Origin of the sequence: Devosia sp. Root413D1, from assembly GCF_001425235.1 — a bacterium.
Lineage (GTDB): Bacteria > Pseudomonadota > Alphaproteobacteria > Rhizobiales > Devosiaceae > Devosia_A.
In genome coordinates this window covers 201471-220659 of the sequence record NZ_LMEA01000012.1, presented here as the reverse complement: position 1 = coordinate 220659, position 19189 = coordinate 201471, and the positions used below count along the sequence as shown (strand labels likewise).

Here is a 19189-nt window from a genome sequence, read left to right as displayed (position 1 = left end):
CTCAATCGCATTTTGCGAATCGGCGTCAGCGAGCTGTGGAGAAGGCGAGCGGCCAAATCTCTGTCCCCACGCCCGTCTTAAGTGGGATACAAAAGCGGCAAGCTGCTTGTTAGGTAGGGCGCCCAGGAGTTCGCGCGTAAGATGACCACCCGTCGCATCATCATCGTCGATGACCACCCGCTGTTCCGCGCCGCGCTGCGCCAGACGCTGGCCGGCGGCGACCCGTCGATCTCGGTTGAGGAAGCGGGCGACCTTACGGCGCTCAGCGCCGCGCTCGAGGCCGATCGCGATTGCGACCTGGTGCTGCTCGACCTCAATATGCCAGGCGTGCGCGGCTTCTCCGGCCTGTTGCTGCTGCGCGCCCAGTACCCCGAAATCCCGGTCATGATCGTCACCGCCGTCGAAGATGGCGGCATCATCCGCCGCGCCTTCGAGCTCGGCGCCTCGGGCTACCTGCACAAATCGGTCGGCCCGGCCGATATCCGCCGGGCCATCGAAACCGTGTTGTCGGGCGAGGTGTTCGTTCCCGAAGGCATGGAGTTCCCGGCCGAGGACAACCAGTCGGCTTTGATGCGGCGGCTCGGCACGCTCACCCCGCAGCAGGTGCGCGTGCTGATGATGCTTTCGGACGGTCTGATGAACAAGCAGATCGCCTACGAGCTCTCGATCTCCGAGGCGACGGTGAAGGCCCACGTCTCCGCCATCCTGCAGAAACTCGATGTCGACAGCCGCACCCAGGCGGTGATCGCGGCGTCGAAGATCGAGGAAGGCCAGTTCGACGAGTTGCTGTCGGGCACCTAAGCGACTTCGTCGCCCTGCCGGCCGCCATTGGCGGTCCACCGCACATTGGCAGAATTCGCGCTCGTTTTGGCAGCAGCTGTCGCCCCGCTGCTGCGTTGATCGTCCTATGGATATCAGCGGAAACCAGAACGAGAGGAAGTCCAATGGCGCGCAAGCTGGTGGTGAGCGTTTACATCTCGCTCGATGGGGTGGTGCAGGATCCCGTCGGCATGGAGAACTCCGGCCTCGGCAACTGGGTTGGTCCCTATAGTCGCGGTCCCGAGGGCGACGAGATTATGCGTCAGGAGCTATGGGCCGCCGATATCGCGCTCATGGGGCGCACCACTTATGAAGGCTTCGCCGCGGTGTGGCCGACACTCGATGACCCCGCTGGCTTCGCCAGGCGGCTCAACGGCATGCCCAAATACGTCGCCTCGACCACGCTGCAGCAGGCGGACTGGAGCAACACCACGGTGCTCGCTCGCGACGTGGCCGGGGAAGTCCGCCGGATGAAGGACGACGGAGGTGGCGATATTCTGGTCTATGGCAGCGCCGGACTGGTGCATTCGCTGCTGCCGCACGGGCTGGTCGACCAGGTACACATGCTGATCTATCCGACCGTACTCGGTCGCGGCACTCGGCTGTTCCCCGCCGACTATGCCGCTCGCTTCGACCTCCGCGACCTCAGGCAGCTCGGCTCGGGCATGGTGCACGCCGTCTACGCGTCGTCTGTGGGCTGACCCGCAGGACGCCATTGGGGCTACCCGCAGCCGCAATGCCGAACGGCTGTATCGGCGGTTGGTGAGCGTGCCGCGCTGCGATATCCTGCTTTGCGATGCCCCGACGATCCGGGAGCTGATTTCGGTCGCGAGGCCAATCAGGGAGGTCGTGGATGCTTCGAACTGCGATTGCAATTGCCGCCCTCATGCTGAGCGCCGGAGGGGCCTGGGCTGAGGGCGATGCGGCGCTCGCCCCGGCGGCGTTCGAGCGATGCGCCGGCTGCCATGCCGTGGGGAACGAGGCGGCCAAGACCGGGCCGTCGCTCAACAACGTGATCGGCCGGCCGGCTGCCACGCTGGAGGGCTTCACCTATTCGCCGGCCATGCTCGAGGCAGGGCAGGCCGGGGTGGTCTGGGATGTCGAGACGCTCAGCAAGTTCATCACCAAGCCGCGCAGCGTGGTCAACGGCTCGAACATGGCGTTCACCGGGCTGCGCAACCCCGACGACGTCGCCAGCGTCATCGCCTATCTCGCGACGTTTTCCACGCCACCGGCGCAGTAGCGCGCAGTCCGGTCCTAGGCCTCGACCCGTTTCCGGCCGCGCTGGCCCGCCAGCTGGCTGATCGTGGCGCGCAGAGCTGCCGGCTTCACAGGCTTGGTCACCACGGTGATGCCGCGATCCTCAGCCAGCGCCCGCACCGCCGGGCTGCGGTCGGCGGTAACGAGGGCCGCGGGGAGGTGGCCGCCGACATTGTGGCGCAGCCACTCGATGGCATCGAGGCCGGAGGTCTGGTCGAGGTGGTAGTCCATCAGCACCAGGTCCGGCAGCCAGCCGAGCAGCAGCCCATCCTTGTCGATGTCCTTGAGCGAGCGGGCCGAGCGCACGTCGCAGCCCCAGCCGCCAAGCAGCCCTTCCATGGCATCGAGGATGGCGCGTTCGTTGTCGACGCAGAGGATACGCAAGCCGTTAAGGTTGGAGGTCGGTTCGCGCGCCGGACCTTCCTCGGGCATCACCTTGAGCGAGCGATGGTACGGCAGGTAGAGCGAGAAGCGCGAACCGCGCGCCTCCTTGCTCTCGAGCTCCATCGTCAGGCCGAGCGCCGTCACCAGGCGCTTGACGATCGACAGCCCGAGGCCGAGCCCCTGCGCCATCCGGGCGCCATGCTCCAGCCGGCTGAATTCGGCAAAGATCAGCGCGTGCTGGTCCTTGTTGAAGCCGATGCCGGTATCGATCACGTCGAACCGCACCCTGGTGCCACGCAACCGGGCGCCGACCAGCACCCGGCCGCCGGGGCGGGTATACTTAATGGCGTTGGAAACGAGGTTCTGGATGACGCGCGCCGTCAGCGCCCGGTCGCCCACCACGGCGAGCGAGGTATCGACCAATCTCAGGTCGATCTCCTTCTTCAGCGCCAGTGGAGCGAACTCGACATCGACCTTCTTGAGCAGGTCGCGGACCTGGAATGGTGTCGCCGCCGGCTTCACCGCGCCCGCGTCGATGCGTGAGATATCGAGCAACGCCGCCATGATTTCTTCGACCGCGGTGAGCGAGGCTTCGATCGAATGCGCCAACTCGTCGAGCCCGGTGCCGCCGGCGCGCTCCACCAGCGTCGAGGTATAGAGCCGCGCCGCATTGAGCGGCTGCAGGAGGTCATGGCTGGCAGCAGCAAAGAACCGGGTTTTGTCGCGGTTGGCGGCGTCGGCTTTGGCCCGCGCCACTTCGAGCTCCGAGTTCACCCGGATCAGCGCCGCCGTGCGCTCCTCGACCCGGCCCTCGAGCGATTGATTGATGCTGGCAAGCTCGGTCTCGGCATCCACCCGCGCCGTCACGTCGGCAAAGCTGATCACCAGTCCGCCATCGGGCAGGCGCGCCGAGTGGAACTCCAGCACCTGGCCCTTGGCGCCGAGCCGCTGGCTGACCGTGGTGTGCGACTGGGTCAGTGTCTGCACCCGCTGTGCCGCGAGCGAAATCGCGTCGCCGGCGCCGAGATCGCCGCGCCGCGCCACAAACAGCGCCATGTCGTAGAGTGCCGTCCCCGAGCGCATCAGGTCGGCCGGCAGCGCCAGCAGTTCGCCATAGCGCGAGTTGCAGGTGACCAGCCGCAGGTCGCGATCGAACACCGCCACGCCCTGCGGGATATGCTCAATCGCCTGTCGCAGCGATTCCTGTGTCTCGGTCAGCGTCTCGACCATCTCAAATTCCGTGCCCCGCCCCAATATCTGCCCCGGCCCCCGCTGTCGCAAGGCCGCACAAAGTCGGGGCTGTTATCCCCGTTTCTTCAATGGGTGGGCCGGGAACGCTCCGTGTCATCGTCCACAGCGACGCCCGGCCGGCGCAACAGTTGAGTTGCTTTGTCGTCCAAACAGGGAAAAACTCAAGCGAGGGCGCGGCTTGGGTCATCTGCCGCCACGGGGAGGCCGGTCGGCGCCGCCAACCAAGGGGACTTACATGTTCAAGGAATTTCGCGATTTTGCCTTGAAGGGCAACGTCATTGACCTGGCCATCGGTGTGATCATCGGCGCCGCGTTCGGCGCCATCGTCTCGTCCGTCGTCGACGACCTGTTCATGCCGATCATCGGGCTGATCCTCAACGGCATCGACTTCTCGAACCTGTTCCTCGTCATTTCCAACCCCAATAATGTCCCGGTCCCGTCGGTCGCTGCTGCCCGCGCTGCCGGTGTCGCGACCCTCAACTACGGCCTGTTCATCAATGCCGTGGTGAAATTCACCATTATCGCCTTCGTGCTGTTCCTCGTGGTCAAGGGCATCAACCGCCTGCGCAGGTCGGAAGCCGCTGCTCCCGCCGCGCCGCCGGCTCCTACCACCGAAGAAAAGCTGCTCACCGAGATCCGCGACGCCATCAAGGCGCAGAAGTAAGCGCAACCCGCTTATGACGTTTTGGAACGCACGCCGCTTGGCCGGCGTGCGTTTCTCGTTTCTACGCCGTTCGCAGGTCGCCTGAGTTGGATGAACTCTTGGGCAGTTGAGGGCACTCAAAGCCACCCCATGCACGGTGTCACCGTGGATGGGGGAGGGGCCGGTGCCCAACAGAGTGCTATCAGGCGAAATGCCTACCCTGGATAATCCACCTGCATCTCCGGCCGAGCCGCAACGAACTCGGGCAGGTCGCGACATGAGGCGTCGAGCGCTTCGAGCCGCGGGTAGGGGGCGAGGTCGCAGCCGAAGCGTCGGGCATTGGCCATTTGCGGCACGAGGCAGGCTTCGGCAAGGCCAGGGGTCTCGGTGAAGCCGTAGCGGGTCGGGCGTGTCCGACGCGCCAGCGCCGTCTCGAGGCTCTCGAACGCCGTGGCGATCCAGTGCCGGTACCAGCCGTCGATCGCAGCCTCACTGGCGCCGATCGGGCCGGCCAGGTACTTGCGCACCCGGTTGTTGTTGATCGGGTGCACATCCGCCGCGATCAAAAGCGCGAAGGCGCGTGCTTCGGCCCGATCGAATGGATCGGCCGGCAGCAGGGGCGGGTCGGGATAGAGCTCATCCACCAGCCCGATGATCGCCAGCGATTGCGCCACGATCCGCCCGTCGATCTCCAGCGCCGGCATCAACCCCTGCGGGTTGATGGCGCGGTATGCGGGAGAACTGGCCGAGGGCACCGGCACATATTCGTAGCCGATGCGCTTGAGGTTGAGCACGATCCGCACACGCTGGCCGGCGGAGTTCTGGTAGCGGGAATGAAGACGGAGCTGCATGGCGACAAGCTTGGCTGGAGCCACTGTCACAGTCCAGCGGTTTGCAGACTTGCCAGCGATTTGACAGACTCGACAGCGCCGATATCTTGCGAAGGCAGGGCTGGTGCAGCCCGCCGCTCGCACCCTCACGGGAAAGGTGAATGCACCACCACCAAGCCGGGTTTGACCTTCAACGGACAGCCCGTCGGCAATGCGAGCACTGACCCACGCGCTGTCCGCCAGAGGATCAGACCATGCATTCCTTTCTCGACTCCAAGCATATGGCCAAGGCGCTGCGCCAGGCCCTCGCCGAACGCGGCCAGGAGATTTCGCACTCCGACGCGCTCGAACTGGTCGCCCGCCAGTATGGCTTTGCCAACTGGAACATGCTCGCCGCTCGCATCGAGGCAGCGCAGCTGGCGCCGCTTGAGTTGCCGCCTGGCTGGCATGTCGCCGGCCACACCAATGAGGGGAACTATCGCCTTGGCATCGATCCGAAGGCGCCGGGCACCGCCTTGATCGAAAGCCGCCCGGACCGGGACCAGGCGATCGATCGCGCTGCCGGCGAGACGGCGGTGCTGATGCAGTCGGTCCTCGCCGACCCCTATCGCGGCAGCCGGCTGCGGCTGACGGCGGAGCTGCGTACCGAAGCGGCGGAGACCGCGACGCTCTGGATGCGCGTCGATCCGGCCGAGGGGAGGTACCTGCACTTCGACAACCTGCTGCAGCGGCCTGGTGGTCCGCTTGCCGGCACCCTCGGCTGGACCGAGCGGCAGATCGTCCTCGATGTGCCCGAGACAGCGGCAACCATCCACTACGGCTTCTTCCTGCGCGGCAGCGGCAAGGCCTGGGCCCGGCGTTTTGCCCTCGACCCCGTAGGGGTGGATGTCGCCACCACCGAGCCCGGTCCTCGCTACCTGAGCCGCCCAACCAATCTCGATTTCGGCGGCGAACAGCCGGCGGCTTGATCCGGTTGACTTCGTATCGCCGAAGGTGAGACTGAGCGGCAGGCCCGTGCAGCCTGCCGCTCGCACCCTTTGGGGACGGTGAACCGCGCGACTTCATCCTTGTGGTTTGACCTCGGGCAAGCCGTCAGCAATGCGAGCACTGACCCTTCTTGCTGCCCGGTGAAAGGTTCAGACCATGCATAGTTTCCTTGACGCCAAGCAGATGGCCCGTGCGCTGCGCCAGGGCCTTGCCGACAGGCAACTCGAACTCAGCCATTCCGATTGCCTCGAGCTGGTGGCGCTGCAGTTCGGCTTTGCCGACTGGAACAGGCTCGCCGCCCGCATCAACGCCGAGGCCCAGCCGCCCGCGCTGCCGCCTGGCTGGACCCTCACCGGCATCGGCCGGGGCAACGCCTATCGGGCCGGGCTCGATCCCGACCTGCCGGGCGCCATGCACGTCGCCTCGACCAGCCCCAACGACATCGTCGATGTCGATGAGTTCGGCGGGCTGATGCGCACCATCCCCGCCGCCCCCTGGCGCGGCAAGACGGTTCGGCTCGGCGCCGAACTGATGGGCAAGGCCGTGGAGCGCGGCGCCATCTGGCTGAAGCTCGACGCCGCTGATGGGCGCCCGATCAATGTGGCCAATACCCCGGCTCGCGGCGATTTCGGCTGGACCGGCCGCGAAGTGGTGATGGCAGTGCCGGAAACGGCGGCGCTGATCCGCTACGGCCTGCAGCTGGCAGGCGGTGGCGAGATCTGGGCGCGCGGATTTCGGCTGGAAGAGGCGGCGGGGAACTGACTGACTGAGACACCCCCTCCCATCCTCCCCCATGAAGCGGGAGGTGAAGAGTCGAGACTCTAGTCTTCGATCGTGCCGAGTGAACCAGCGGAGCACCTCCCCCCTTGTGGGGGAGGATGGGAGGGGGCCGTCTGCTTCAGTCGGCAGAGGCCTCAGCCGCCGGCGCCAGTGAGCGTCAGGTCGCCGCTGATCAGCTTGTTCGAGCTGACCTTGGCGGTCGGGCGTTCGCGTGGCAGCTCGAGGCTGGCCCAGACGCTCACCAGCGCGTGGCGGAGCTCGATGATCATCTCGTCGGTGTGGAGCGGCGTCGGCGTGATGCGCAGCCGCTCCGTGCCCTTGGGCACGGTGGGGTAGTTGATCGGCTGGATGTAGATGTTGTGCTTTTCCAGCAGCATGTCGCTCGCCGCCTTGCAGAGGCGCGCGTCACCGACGATCACCGGCACGATATGGGTGTCGGTCTTCAGCACCGGCAGGCCGGCATCACCAAGGATATCCTTGGTCAGCTGCGCCTGGCGCTGCTGGCCTTCGCGCTCTACCGAGGAGAGCTTGAGGTGCTCGATCGAGGCGCGCGCCGCAGCGCACAGCGCCGGGGGCAGGGCGGTGGTGAAGATGAACTCCGGCGCATAGGAGCGGATCGCGTCGATGATCGCCTGGTTGGCGGCGACATAGCCGCCCATCACGCCAAAGCCCTTGGCGAGCGTGCCCTCGATGATATCGATGCGGCCCATCAGGCCCTCGCGGTCGGCAATGCCACCGCCGCGCGGGCCATACATGCCCACCGCGTGCACTTCGTCGATATAGGTCAGCGCGCCCAATTCCTCGGCGAGGCCGCAGATCTCGGCGATCGGCGCCACGTCGCCATCCATCGAGTAGACCGACTCGAAGACGATGAGCTTGGGGCGCTTGCGATCGACCGACGCCAACAGCTCACGCAGGTGCGCTACGTCGTTGTGACGGAAGATCTTCTTTTCCATGCCCGACTGGCGCACGCCCTGGATCATCGAGGCGTGGTTGAGCTGGTCCGAGAAGATCACGCAATCGGGGAGCAGCCGCGCAATGGTCGAGATCGCGGCCTCGTTGGAGACGAACCCCGAGGTGAACACCAGCGCCGCTTCCTTGCGGTGCAGGTCCGCGAGCGAACGCTCGAGCTCGACCAGCGGCCGGTTGGTGCCGGAAATGTTGCGGGTGCCGCCGGCGCCGACGCCGAGTCGCGCTGCAGTGTCCTGCATGGCCGCGATAGTGACCGGGTGCTGGCCCATGCCGAGATAATCGTTCGAGCACCAGATGGTGATCTCGCGCTGGTTGTCGGCATTATCCCGGAAGATGGCCCGGGGAAACCGCCCGGCAATTCGTTCGAGATCGGCGAAAACGCGATAGCGCTTCTCCTGCCGCAAGGTGTCGACGGCGTCCTCGAAAAACCCGCGATAGTCCATAGTTCCACTCTCGTAGCGCAGGCCTTTCGCCTGCTGGCGACCTCACCGGTCAAGGAGATAGCTATTCCCCAGACCCGGGCATTGACATAGGTCAATTCGCCGCGCGGCGGCTTATACAAGTCATTGGCCGGGCTGCAGCTTGCCGGTGCAGCCTGGAACCATCCTAAACAATGGCGCCTTCGCTGCCAATCAAACAGATGCGCGCAACTCGTCGCATCTGCCTTATCCGACTGGTGATATTCTGCGTTCAGAATGGGTTCAGCGCGATCGTGTCACTCCGCTCGCATTGGCCGTTCGACGTGGGATTAACGGCCCCGATGCCTTTCCGTTGACCCGGTTCCGGCGTCCGCTAGTATCAACCTTACGGAAACAGGGGGATCCGCCATGAAGAGCTTCTCTTCGTCCAGCTTCGCCAACGACCATGCCGAGGTGCTCGACCTGGCGCTTGCCGCCGTTAACAAGCATCCGCAGGCGCTGTTCACCGATTTCCAGTGGTTCCTCTACGAGGCGCGCGACACGGTGTTCTTCACCGCCGCTTCGAAGTCGCATTTCGACAAGGAATCGCTGGGCAATCTGGTCGCCGACATGGTGGCGCTGGCCCCGCAGCTGAGCCACGGCTTCGTCGGCGCCCGGCCGGGCCAGCCGTTCCCCAAGCACCTGCTCGATGCCATCACCCATGTCGAGGAAGTCGACGAGTTCGACGGCTATCCCGACAAGTGGGTGTCGAAATCGCCCGATATCTTCGAGCGTGACGACCTGCCGCTGTTCCGCGTCTCCGCCGTGGTCCGCCGCAGCGGACCCGACGAGATGGGTCGCGCCTCGATGATCCAGGTGCGCTCGAGCCACGCACTGCTCGAAGGCTCCGATTCGGCGCTGCTCACCCGCTCCGCCTCCGCCGGCCATGGCGTGATGAGCGATAAATCCAACAAGGTCGGGCTCGGCGCCCGCATCAAGGGCACCCTGCGTGGTTGGGGCATGACCTTCATGTACGTGACCCTCGCCAACATCCTCGCGCCGCCGGACAAACCGTGGGGCTTCAAGACCCTGGCGCTGAAGCGCCACCGGTTGCGGCTGCTCGCCAATAAGCTCGGCGTGCGCCAGCGCTCGCTGATGTTCGCGCTCGTCACCCACGCCCTCAACGGCGAGGGTGAGGACCGGCACATGTCGAAAAAGGTGATCGGCGCCGCCTACACCATGCTCGATGGCAAGCGCCACGATGCCGATGATGATTTCTTCCGCGTCCGGGCGCTCGAAGCCAAGTTCGAGGTGATCGACGATTTCGTCGCCTATGTCCGCAAGGTCGACGACACCATCGACAAGATCGAGAAGAAGGACATCACCAAGTTCCAGGTGATGATGAACTCGATGTTCAAGGCGCTGCGCGGCCTCAACCGCATCGCGCCGTTCCTGCCCGGCAAGCGCTTCTGGCGTTTCAACGGCGGCATCCACATCGTGCTCACCCTGGTGCCGCCGCACCGCACCTACGGCCCGATGACCCATGGCATGATGGAGCCGATCTACTGCGGCGCCTGGCACCCGGCCGCCAATATCTGCACCTTCTGTCCCGGCCGCGAGTACATCACGCTGAACTTCTCGATGGAAACCCGCCACATCGCCAATGTGGAAAAGATCGAACAGCTGCTGCAAAAGGTCGAAGCGATGGACGTCGCCCCGACCGGCAAAGTGATCGTCGAAGACGACACCGTCTGAGCCAAGGCGAGATAGCGCAGATACCCACCGGCCGTCATCCCGGCGAAAGCGGGGCCCACGGTTGTGCCGGTGGATGGGCCTGAGCACTGGGCTCCGGCTTTCGTCGGGGTGACGGCCGGTGGTTGTCGGCCGGTCGCTGTGGCTGTTGATCGCCGCCACGCGTCACCACCACATCCCGCTTCGGCGGCACCCCGTCCTCGCCGCCCACCATCGGATAGCTGAACAATGGCGCTTGAACTCATCAACCCCAGCGATCTCCCCGTTCCACAAACCTACACCCAGGTCGTTGTGGCCACCGGCAGCAAGTTGGTGTTCATCGCGGGGCAGGAGCCCGAGGATATCCATGGCAAGCTCGTAGGTCGCGGCGATCTGGCGACCCAGGCACGACAGGTTTTCGCCAATCTCGGTCGTGCCCTCTCTGCCGCCGGAGCTCGGACCGACCAGGTCACCAGGATCAACATCTATGTCGTCAACTACGAGCGCGACACGTGCCTGCCGATTATCGAGCAGGCGCGGGTTGCACTGTTCGGCGATCACAAGCCGGCAGATACGGTCCTCGGCGTCGCTGCGCTATCACCCGGCTATCTGATCGAGGTCGATGCAATCGCGGTCGTCGATTGACCGTGAGTGGGGACGAGGGCCACTCAGCCCCTGAACCCACCCAGCTTCGCCACCACCATGTCGTGGTCCGACAGCACCTCGCCGTCCTCGGCCAGCGATGGCACGATGCGGCTGTCCTCCACCAGCAGTCCGCGCGTCAGGAACCAGTCGAGCTTCCAGGTGCCACGCGGGCTGCGGCTCACCCGGCTCGGGCGCGTCGTGGTCTGGCTGATCGGCCCACCATGCCGTTCGAAGCCGCGGCCATAGGCGTGGGCGAACAGGGTTTCCTTCTCGAAGTCGCCGCCATCGGCGAGCCCGGTATTGAGGTCGCCGCCGATGATCACCGGCGCGGCGCCGGCGAGTTCGTCGATCGCGTCGATCAGGCGCCTCACCTGTGCTTCGCGATATCCAGCATCGCCGCGGTTCTCGAGATGCACCGACACCGCATAGAGCGGCCCCTCGGTCGTCTCAACCGCCGTTGCGATGGCGCAGCGCGTGCCCACCCGGCGGGCCGGACTTTCCGGCGTGAACCAGTGCCCATGCGGCTCGAGCCGGATCATCACCGGCGCCTGCAACGCCGCCTTCGACAGCAGCGCGTTGCCGTGAAAGCCATGGCGGTTGAAATCGTCTTAGCAGAACTCGAGCTCCACTTCGGCGCCGAGCTCCAATTCGAGGAATTCGACCCCGAAGGCGTAGTTCATGCCGAGTTCGACCGCGATGTCACGTGAGGTGTGCCGCTGGCCGGTGCGTGCCATGCCGTTGTCGACTTCCGACAGCAGCACCAGTTCCGCGCCTTCGCGCTGCAGCACCGCGGCGGACTTCTCGACATTGTAGCAGCGCTCGAGGTTCCAGGCGGCGACGGTCAGCGGGAACGCCAGCACTTCGCTGCGCGCGGCGACCGGCACTTCGACGCGCTGCAGGCAGGCGAGGCCGGCGAGGGCCTCGGCATGGTTGGCCTCGGTCCGCTCCAGTGCATCCAGCCGGTCGCGCTCGGCCTGCGGCGGCCCTTGCAGCAGGGCAATCTGGGCGGGTTTGACGAGATCGAGAGACATGGGTGTTGGCACTTCGTCAGCGAGGAGGGGAACGCCTCCCCTAGCCAGCCGATATGTCGTCCCGGTGACAAATCGTGGGTTGGCGTAACCCGGAGCGCTTTCAGGAAAAGTTGCAGACTTTTCCGGTTCGAAAGCGCGACAAATCAAGGATCTGGTGCGTATCGCCGTTTCATCGAAACGGTGAAACGCACCGGCGTACGGATCGCGCCTTGTCGCGCGCCTAACCGCGCGCTAAATCCCCCGCCAATACTGTTTCCCGGGGGTTTCCGTGTCTGAATATGCAATCTATCCCAGTCTCAAGGGCATGCCGGTGATCATCTCCGGCGGCGCTTCGGGTATCGGCGAGGGCATGGTCCGCGCCTTCGCGGCGCAGGGCAGCAAAGTCGGCTTCGTCGATATCTCTGGCGAGGCGGGCGACAAGCTGGCGGCCGAGCTGAACGCAGCCGGCGGCACGGTGAGCTTCACCCGCTGCGACGTCACCGACATTGCTGCCTACCAGGCGGCCATCAAGGGTTTCGAGGCGGCACACGGCCCGACCCTGGCGCTGGTCAACAACGCGGCGAACGACCACCGGCACGATATCGCCGAGGTCAGCCCCGAGGATTGGGACAAGCGTATCGCCGTCAACCTGAAGCACGCCTTCTTCGCCGCGCAGGCGGTGGCCCCGGGAATGGTCGCCGCCAACCGCGGTTCGATCATCAATTTCGGCTCGGTCAGCTGGATGACGCTCTCGGCGCAACTCACCGTCTACACCGCCGCCAAGGCCGCCATGCATGGCATGTCGCGCTCGATGGCCAAGGAGTATGGCCAGCATGGCGTGCGCGTGAACACCCTGGTGCCGGGCTGGATCATGACCGAGCGGCAGCTCTCGCTCTGGGCCACTCCCGAGGCGATGGCCTCGCTCGACCAGCAGCAGGCGCTGAAGGGGCGGCTCTACCCCGAGGATATCGCCCGCATGGTGCTGTTCCTCGCGGCCGACGATTCCAAGATGATCTCCGCTCAGGATTTCATCGTCGATGGCGGCTGGGCGCACGGCTGATCGGCCGCAAACGACTGCTTCAACAAGGGGCGTTCATGATCTAGTCTCGCCGCGGGCAAAGGCGGCGAGGCGACACCTTGCTGCCGCAATCGGTGGCGAGAACGTGCGCCACACCTACGGGGGACTCGATGAAATCCAAGATACTGATCGCCGGCCTCGCGGCCCTGTCGCTGAGCGCCTGTACTTCGATCAATCCCTATACCGGCCAGAGCCAGCTCTCCAACACCACCGGCGGCGCGCTGCTCGGTGCGGGCGGCGGCGCCGTGGTCGGTGGCATCATCGGCGCGGCGACCGGCGCTGACCCGCGGGTCGCGGCGCTGATCGGCGCCGGCGTCGGCGGCCTCACCGGGGCGGCCATCGGCAGCTATATGGACCAGCAGGAGGCCGAGCTGCGCGCCCAGTTGCAGGGCACCGGGGTTTCGGTGACCCGCGTCGGCCAGCAGATCATCCTCAACATGCCGTCCAACATCACCTTCTCCACCGACTCGGCGACGGTGCAGCCCAAGTTCAGCGAGACGCTGATCTCGGTGGGCCTGGTGCTGAAGAAGTTCAACAAGACCGTCATCGACGTCTATGGCCACACCGACTCCCAGGGCTCGGACAGCTACAACCTGGAGCTGAGCCAGAAGCGCGCCACGGCCGTGGCGACCATCCTCGCCAGCCAGGGCGTCGACCAGCGCCGCTTCTACATCACCGGCAAGGGCGAGGAGGATCCGATCGCCTCCAACGGCACCGAGTCGGGCCGCGCGCAGAACCGCCGCGTCGAAATCCAGCTCTCGCCCATCCAGGGCTGAGTTCGGCGACATCGAGATCGAGGCCCGGGCATCTCCCGGGCCTTTTTCATTGCCCGGTGGTCGTGGCCGCTGGCGCGGTGGCCGGCGAGCGGGTGGTGCTGGCGAGCAGTTGGAAGCCGAGGAGGATCACCGCCACGATCCCCAAGCCGATCAGTCCGCGTTTCCACCAGTTGGTCGGCCCCGTGCCGCCGATGCTCTCCTCGACATCGCGCGTCACCCTGAGGGTAGAATTCTCCGGCAGCGAGATCGGCTGGCCGTTTTCGTCGATCAGCTGATCCACTCGCGCCACCTTGGGCGTTCGTCTCACGTCGGCACTCATCGCATCTCCCCTCCTAATGGCGATCGAACAAGTGTGTCCCTCAGGTTTTGGTTCCCTGAACGCGCTCCTCAGCGCTCGTTCAGTCGGCCCGGCGCACGGTCGGAGCCATAGAATCAGCCGAGAGGACCAAGACCATGCTCCGCATTGCTCTGCTTTCCGCCGTTCTCGTCACTGCCCTTGGCGCCGCGCCCGCCTTTGCCGAGCGCAACAACGGCGACAGCATTCCCCCGAACTGCACGCTCGACCCGTTCACCAAGAAGCTGAATTGCCACATCTGGCCGACCTGCACCCTCGATCCCTTCACCGGCAAGATGAACTGCCCGGTGCCCAAGGCGACAATCCGCAAGCAGAACTGATCAGCCGCGCACAATGATCGGTGTCCCCACCGACACGCGTGAGTAGAGGTCGATCACGTCCTGGTTGATCAGCCGCACGCAGCCCGACGACACCGCCTTGCCGATGCTCCAGTACTCGCGCGTCCCGTGGATCCGGTAGATGGTGTCGACGCCGTTGCGGTAGATGTACATCGCCCGTGCACCCAGCGGATTGTTCATGCCGCCGGGCATGCCGCCTGCGAACTCGCGCGTTTCGGGCTGCCGCTCCATCATCGAGGCCGGCGGATACCAGGTCGGCCATTGCGCCTTGCGCCCGATACTGCCGCGCCCCGACCAGGTGAAGCCGTCGCGCCCGATGCCCACGCCGTAGCGGATGGCAGTGCCATTGTCCTGCACCAGGTAGAGAAAGCGCGCCGAAGTCTCGACCACGATGGTGCCGGGCTTCTCGCCAGTGGGATCGTCCACCTCGGTCCTCAGGTAGCGCTGGTCGACCTTATTGAGGTCGACGGCCGGCACCGGGAATTTTTCCTCCGGCATCGCACCGTAGATCTGCAGGTAATAGGGCGAGATAATCGCCGGCAGCAGGTTGGGGACCGTCACCTGCCGATTGCCGATGGTGGTCGAGCAACCGGTCAGCGCCAACCCGCCGAAACTCGCTGCACCCAAGAGAAAGGCCCGCCGCGACGGGCCGTTATTGCCGATCGTTTTTGCCTGCACGGAACTTGCCCTCTGGAGCGCTTTCAGGAAAAGTTGTGAGACTTTTCCGGTTCGAAAGCGCGACAAATCAAGAACCTAGAGCGTTTCGACGTCTACTTTAGACGGTGAAGCGATCTAGGAAGGCCGCCCACCAGAGCTGATTACTTGCTCAGCTTGCGCACCATTATGGCTGAGGCAAGTTGGGTGTCGATCAATTTATCGTTCGGCCCCACGCCGCCCGCGCCAGGTCGCGCAGCTGCAGCGACTCCGCCCAGCGGTCGGTGAGGTCGGTTCCGTCCGCCCCGGCGATGGCGTAGGGCTGCGGGCCGAGCTCGCAGAGGAAGCTGAGCTCCGCATCCGCGCCGGCCCGGTTCTTCCAGTCGGCAAAGCCGTTGCGCCACCAGGTGCCGAACTGCTCGAGCCACGGCGCATGCTGGGGAAACGACAGCGGCAGCTGCACCTGCTCGCTGCTGGCGACCCGGCCGTGAAAGGCCCAGCAATGCTCGAGGATCGTCGTCATCTGCGCCTCGATCTCCTCGGGCACCGGCAAGGCGATCTCGCGGCCGACCACGTAGTGCGAGAGGTCGCCGAGCAGCTTCAGCTCGGGCAGGGCAGCGATCAGGTCGAGGGTGAAATGCAGGTCGTTGGTCATCCGGTCGCGATGCGTCTCGACATAGACCGGGAACGGCACCTGCTCGGAAAGCTTGAGCCAGCCCTCCGCCACTCGCACCGCTTCGGCCAGCGTCCGTGGGCGGAGGTTGGGCTGGATGTTGATGTGGTGCACGCCATAGGCCGCGCCCCATTCGAGCACCGGCAGGAGGCTGTCGATATCGGTGGGAAAGCAGAGACCCTCGACCACCAGCCCGGCGGATTTCGCCAGCCGGCCCGCCCGCTGCGCCACCTCGGGATCGATCCATTGGGTGCCGAAGCCATCGAACCCGGCATTGGCGATGATCTCGACATTGGCCTCGAGCGAGCGCTCGCGCGGCGCCCCCTTGAGGCCGATCATGGTCCACAGCGATTGGAGGACGAGGAGTTTCTGCATCGTGGAGCTTCCGGAGCGTGATCAGGAAAGTCGATTGCGCGACAAACAGGCTGCGCGGGGTACGAGGAAAATGGCAAACAGCGGGAGCTAGATCAGCACCACGCTCTCCTGCTCGTTGGGGTCGGTTCGGGCGATGATGGCCCGTGCCATCCTGGTGGTCGGGTTGAACGGCTGATGCGGCACGCCGGCGGGGATGTAGACATAGTCGCCTTCGTTCACGACATCGGTGAACTCGAGGTTCGGTCCATGCCGGAACGAGGTCGAGCCCTCGATCTGGAAGATCGCCGTTTCGTGCGCCTCGTGATAATGCGGCTTGGCCTGGGCGCCGGGCGGGATCACCGCCATGTGCATACAGATCCCTTTCGCGCCGGCCGACTGCGCCGAAACACCGGCGAAATAGTCGAGCCCCTGCTTGCCGCGGAAGCCTTCGCCGCCCCGGATCACCTTGCACTCAGCCGCCATGACATGTCCTCCGCCAATCAGCGGCACCGTAGTGAACGGGCGTCACAGCAGCAAGACGGTGGTGGGGCTACGCGCGCCGGTGTGTGGGGCACCCCCACCCCCAGCGGCGCTAGTTCGCTTCGCTCACAAGCTTTGCTGCCCTCCCACAAGGGGGAGGGAGACGATGGAACCGAGATGTCGGTGTGAGGGGCTTCCTCCCCCTTGTGGGGAGGGATCAAGGGTGGCGGGTGGGCAACACGCTCGGAACTCAGCGTCCCTCCGGCCCGCTCGGCCGCTGCGTCAGCACCACATCCAGTTCCAGCAGCCGGCCCTGCCGCAACAGCTGCAGCCGGACGCGCCGGCCGATGGCGTCGGCGGTGAGCATCCGTAGCAGCGGACCGGGGCCTTCCACCGGACGACCGTCGAGGCTCAAGAGCACATCGCCTTCACGCACGCCGGCCCGCGCCGCCGGGCCATCCGCGACGATCGAGTGCAGTACCGCCGCCGTCTGCGTGCCGACATGGGCAGCATCGGCCACCCGCCGCGGCAGGTTCACCGTGTCGGCCGCGACGCCAAGATAGGCGCGCCGTACTCCGCCATGCTGCAGTACTTCGCCCAGCACCAGCTTCACCGTGTTGCTGGCCACCGCAAAGCAGATGCCCTGCGCCCCTGATATCATCGCCGTGCTGATCCCCACCACCTCGCCGAGGCTCGAGACCAGCGCGCCGCCCGAGTTCCCCGGATTGAGCGCCGCATCGGTCTGGATCACGTCCTCGATCGGCCGCCCGGAAGGCGAGCGGAGGCTCCGCCCGAGCGCCGAGATGACGCCGGCGGTAACCGTCGACTCGAACCCCAGCGGGTTGCCGATGGCGATGGCGATATGGCCGCGCTTCAGCTCGCTGCTGTCGCCCAGCGAAGCGATCGGCAGCGCACTGCCATCGACCTTGAGGATGGCGAGATCTGTGTCGGGATCGGCGCCGAGCACCCGCCCGGCCAGCCGCTGCCCGTCAGGCAGCGCCAGGTGCACGTCCTTGTGGCTGCCGACAACGTGCGAGTTGGTGACCACCAGCCCATCCTGCGACAGCACCACGCCCGAGCCGTGGCCCTTGCCGTCGGTCGTCACCATGCCGACGGCCGGCCCGACGGTCTCGGCGACGTCGGAAACGGTGAGCGAATAGACATCGAGCAGACGTTGGTCGGTGGGGAAGGGCAAGGGCTGAGCCATTGGGATGCTCCGGCAGTTTCGTGTAGCGAGAAATGTGGGTTTCGCGGTCGCCGCCCGCGATCCTGCCCATATGGGGAGCTTTCGAGGTGCCGGGTCCGGGAGCAAGTTTTCGCCAGCATCCGCAACCAGGCCACTCACATGTCCTTCCCCGAACTCCAGGCGCTTTCCGCTTCCGTTGCGGCGCTCACCGCCAGCGTCGCCCCCCGCATCATCGCTCTGCAGGGCCGTGATGGCCGCGAACTCTCGGGTTTCATCTGGCGCACCGGCCTTGCCATCACCGCCGATGAGGTGCTGGAGGGCGACGACGAAATCGCCGCGCTCGGCGCCGATGGCAAGCTCGCCACCGCCCAGATCATCGGCCGCGATCCCAGCACCGACGTGGCGCTGCTTAAGCTCGATACCCCGGAGTTTGCCGACTGGACCCACGCCGCCCCGCCGGCGCCGGGCTCGTTGGCTGTGCTGGTCGGTCGCGGTGAGGACTCGGTGTTGTCGGGCCTCGCCTCGGTCACCGAGGTCGGCTCTGCCTGGCGCAGCATGCGCGGCGGCGAGATCGATGCGCGCATCACGCTCGGGCTTCGGCTGTCGCCGCGCAGTGAAGGCGGCGCAGTGGTGGCGCCCGATGGCAGCCTGATCGGCATGGCCGTTACCGGGGCTCGCCGCCGCACCATCGCCATTCCGGCTTCGACCATCGCCCGCTCGGTGGCGACGCTCAGCGAGAAGGGCTATATCCCGCGCGGCTGGCTCGGCGTCAGCCTCCATCCACTCGCAGCGGCTGGCGGCGCCATCGTCGTCGGTCTCGAGCCGGCGAGCCCGGCTGCCAATGGGGGCTTCCTTGTTGGCGACATAATCACCACATGGGGTGGAGCAGCGGTGCATTCGGTCAGCGATATCGCCGATCGCCTGAACGCCGGCACCGTCGGTAAGACTATCAGCTTGGGAGTGCAACGCGGTGGCAGTGCATTGGAACTCGAGATCACTATCGGCGAACGTCCGCGGAGCTGAAGCTTCGGTTGGGCAGTCCGTCCTCGGCGGGCTGGTCCTCGGCGTCGCCTTCGATCTCACCGACCCGGCCCTCGAACAGGTACTCCGTACTCTGATCGCCGGCCGTCATGACCTTTACGAGGCCGACGCCGAAGAGGCGGCGGTCACCATTACCGATCGCCCGGCTGCGCTGGGCGGCGTCACCGGTGCGCACCGCGTGCTGCGCGTCGGCGCCGACGAAGCGCGCCGCAACGCCATCGACAGCCTCGATCCCGGCCTGATCCTCGCCGCCGCCCTGCTGATCGGCGCCGGCTATGCGCTGGAGCGCGAGACGGTCGAGCGCGCCAGCAACGAGCGGCTGCCCGCCTCACTCCTGCCGCGGCTCAGCCAGCGCGAACGCCAGGTCGCCGAATTGCTGGTCGATGGGGCCTCCAACAAGGTGATCGCCCGCGCCCTCGATATTTCGGTGCACACGGCCAAGTTCCACGTCACCGCGATCCTCGAAAAGCTCGGCGCCCGCAACCGCGCCGATGCGGTGTCGATCATCCTGCGCGAAGGCTTGGTGGCGATCTGACCTGGCTCC

Annotated in this window: 22 protein-coding genes and 1 pseudogene; 13 read left to right on the top strand and 10 right to left on the bottom strand. The window is 65.8% G+C overall.

Features of this window, described 5'->3' with window-relative positions:
• The first annotated feature begins 141 nt into the window (after positions 1–141).
• From ASC89_RS23425 to ASC89_RS23415, 3 genes are all read left to right on the top strand, one after another.
• Positions 142–801: a response regulator transcription factor gene (locus ASC89_RS23425; protein ID WP_056002484.1), complete on the top strand. Its 660-nt coding sequence runs from the start codon at positions 142–144 to the stop codon at positions 799–801.
• Positions 802–944: 143 nt separating this feature from the next.
• Positions 945–1520, top strand: a complete 576-nt coding sequence (locus ASC89_RS23420) for a dihydrofolate reductase family protein (RefSeq protein WP_056002480.1) — start codon at positions 945–947, stop codon at positions 1518–1520.
• A gap of 152 nt (positions 1521–1672) precedes the next feature.
• The gene (locus ASC89_RS23415) at positions 1673–2062 is read left to right on the top strand and encodes a cytochrome c family protein (RefSeq protein WP_056002478.1); all 390 of its coding nucleotides are present in this window, start codon (positions 1673–1675) and stop codon (positions 2060–2062) included.
• Between the two features lie 14 nt (positions 2063–2076).
• Here ASC89_RS23415 and ASC89_RS23410 read toward each other — a convergent pair whose 3' ends face one another.
• The gene (locus tag ASC89_RS23410) at positions 2077–3693 is read right to left on the bottom strand and encodes a PAS-domain containing protein (RefSeq protein ID WP_055887546.1); all 1617 of its coding nucleotides are present in this window, start codon (positions 3691–3693) and stop codon (positions 2077–2079) included.
• 256 nt (positions 3694–3949) lie between these two features.
• Here ASC89_RS23410 and mscL point away from each other — a divergent pair, with 256 nt between their 5' ends.
• The gene (gene mscL, locus ASC89_RS23405; RefSeq protein ID WP_055887542.1) at positions 3950–4378 is read left to right on the top strand and encodes a large conductance mechanosensitive channel protein MscL; all 429 of its coding nucleotides are present in this window, start codon (positions 3950–3952) and stop codon (positions 4376–4378) included.
• Positions 4379–4572: 194 nt separating this feature from the next.
• Here mscL and maiA read toward each other — a convergent pair whose 3' ends face one another.
• Positions 4573–5232, bottom strand: coding sequence for a maleylacetoacetate isomerase (gene maiA / locus ASC89_RS23400; RefSeq protein WP_244488536.1), 660 nt, complete (start codon positions 5230–5232; stop codon positions 4573–4575).
• Positions 5233–5441: 209 nt separating this feature from the next.
• Here maiA and ASC89_RS23395 point away from each other — a divergent pair, with 209 nt between their 5' ends.
• Together ASC89_RS23395 and ASC89_RS23390 are read left to right on the top strand one after the other, a co-directional pair.
• The gene (locus ASC89_RS23395; RefSeq protein WP_055887535.1) at positions 5442–6155 is read left to right on the top strand and encodes a glyoxalase superfamily protein; all 714 of its coding nucleotides are present in this window, start codon (positions 5442–5444) and stop codon (positions 6153–6155) included.
• Positions 6156–6330: 175 nt separating this feature from the next.
• Complete coding sequence (locus ASC89_RS23390; RefSeq protein ID WP_055887531.1) at positions 6331–6936, top strand: glyoxalase superfamily protein; 606 nt, start codon at positions 6331–6333, stop codon at positions 6934–6936.
• Positions 6937–7088: 152 nt separating this feature from the next.
• On the opposite strand, the gene hemA is transcribed toward ASC89_RS23390, so the two are convergent.
• The gene (hemA, locus tag ASC89_RS23385; RefSeq protein ID WP_056002472.1) at positions 7089–8369 is read right to left on the bottom strand and encodes a 5-aminolevulinate synthase; all 1281 of its coding nucleotides are present in this window, start codon (positions 8367–8369) and stop codon (positions 7089–7091) included.
• A 384-nt stretch (positions 8370–8753) separates the two neighbouring features.
• Between hemA and ASC89_RS23380 the strand changes: the two genes are divergently transcribed.
• Together ASC89_RS23380 and ASC89_RS23375 are read left to right on the top strand one after the other, a co-directional pair.
• On the top strand, positions 8754–10079 hold the full coding sequence (locus ASC89_RS23380; RefSeq protein WP_055887526.1) for a hypothetical protein: 1326 nt from the start codon (positions 8754–8756) through the stop codon (positions 10077–10079).
• Between the two features lie 225 nt (positions 10080–10304).
• Positions 10305–10700, top strand: a complete 396-nt coding sequence (locus ASC89_RS23375) for a RidA family protein (protein WP_055887523.1) — start codon at positions 10305–10307, stop codon at positions 10698–10700.
• Positions 10701–10723: 23 nt separating this feature from the next.
• Here ASC89_RS23375 and ASC89_RS29015 read toward each other — a convergent pair.
• Both ASC89_RS29015 and ASC89_RS29010 read right to left on the bottom strand, forming a co-directional pair.
• Positions 10724–11284 (bottom strand): annotated as a pseudogene (locus tag ASC89_RS29015) (endonuclease/exonuclease/phosphatase family protein); the annotation flags it as partial.
• 24 nt (positions 11285–11308) lie between these two features.
• Positions 11309–11731 carry a hypothetical protein gene (locus ASC89_RS29010; protein WP_156384749.1) on the bottom strand — a complete coding sequence of 141 codons (423 nt, stop codon included), beginning with the start codon at positions 11729–11731 and terminating at the stop codon, positions 11309–11311.
• 268 nt (positions 11732–11999) lie between these two features.
• Here ASC89_RS29010 and ASC89_RS23365 point away from each other — a divergent pair, with 268 nt between their 5' ends.
• Both ASC89_RS23365 and ASC89_RS23360 read left to right on the top strand, forming a co-directional pair.
• Positions 12000–12770, top strand: coding sequence for an SDR family NAD(P)-dependent oxidoreductase (locus ASC89_RS23365; RefSeq protein WP_244488535.1), 771 nt, complete (start codon positions 12000–12002; stop codon positions 12768–12770).
• A gap of 128 nt (positions 12771–12898) precedes the next feature.
• On the top strand, positions 12899–13564 hold the full coding sequence (locus tag ASC89_RS23360) for an OmpA family protein (RefSeq protein ID WP_055887516.1): 666 nt from the start codon (positions 12899–12901) through the stop codon (positions 13562–13564).
• Between the two features lie 46 nt (positions 13565–13610).
• On the opposite strand, the gene ASC89_RS23355 is transcribed toward ASC89_RS23360, so the two are convergent.
• Positions 13611–13883, bottom strand: coding sequence for a hypothetical protein (locus ASC89_RS23355; RefSeq protein ID WP_156384748.1), 273 nt, complete (start codon positions 13881–13883; stop codon positions 13611–13613).
• A gap of 134 nt (positions 13884–14017) precedes the next feature.
• Between ASC89_RS23355 and ASC89_RS23350 the strand changes: the two genes are divergently transcribed.
• Positions 14018–14239 carry a hypothetical protein gene (locus tag ASC89_RS23350; RefSeq protein WP_056002469.1) on the top strand — a complete coding sequence of 74 codons (222 nt, stop codon included), beginning with the start codon at positions 14018–14020 and terminating at the stop codon, positions 14237–14239.
• Here the strand turns inward: ASC89_RS23350 and ASC89_RS23345 are convergent, their stop codons facing one another.
• From ASC89_RS23345 to ASC89_RS23330, 4 genes are all read right to left on the bottom strand, one after another.
• Positions 14240–14935, bottom strand: coding sequence for a L,D-transpeptidase (locus ASC89_RS23345; RefSeq protein ID WP_244488534.1), 696 nt, complete (start codon positions 14933–14935; stop codon positions 14240–14242).
• Between the two features lie 190 nt (positions 14936–15125).
• Positions 15126–15959, bottom strand: a complete 834-nt coding sequence (locus ASC89_RS23340) for a hypothetical protein (protein WP_056002466.1) — start codon at positions 15957–15959, stop codon at positions 15126–15128.
• Between the two features lie 87 nt (positions 15960–16046).
• Complete coding sequence (locus ASC89_RS23335) at positions 16047–16421, bottom strand: cupin domain-containing protein (protein WP_056002463.1); 375 nt, start codon at positions 16419–16421, stop codon at positions 16047–16049.
• A gap of 247 nt (positions 16422–16668) precedes the next feature.
• Positions 16669–17625 carry a S1C family serine protease gene (locus ASC89_RS23330; protein ID WP_056002459.1) on the bottom strand — a complete coding sequence of 319 codons (957 nt, stop codon included), beginning with the start codon at positions 17623–17625 and terminating at the stop codon, positions 16669–16671.
• Between the two features lie 138 nt (positions 17626–17763).
• On the opposite strand from ASC89_RS23330, the gene ASC89_RS23325 reads away from it, so the two are divergent.
• Both ASC89_RS23325 and ASC89_RS23320 read left to right on the top strand, forming a co-directional pair.
• Entirely contained in the window at positions 17764–18627 is an 864-nt protein-coding gene (locus tag ASC89_RS23325; RefSeq protein WP_056002456.1) for a S1C family serine protease, read from the top strand.
• On the top strand, positions 18575–19180 hold the full coding sequence (locus ASC89_RS23320; RefSeq protein WP_055887493.1) for a LuxR C-terminal-related transcriptional regulator: 606 nt from the start codon (positions 18575–18577) through the stop codon (positions 19178–19180). Before ASC89_RS23325 ends, ASC89_RS23320 begins: the two co-directional genes overlap by 53 nt.
• Positions 19181–19189: the final 9 nt, after the last annotated feature.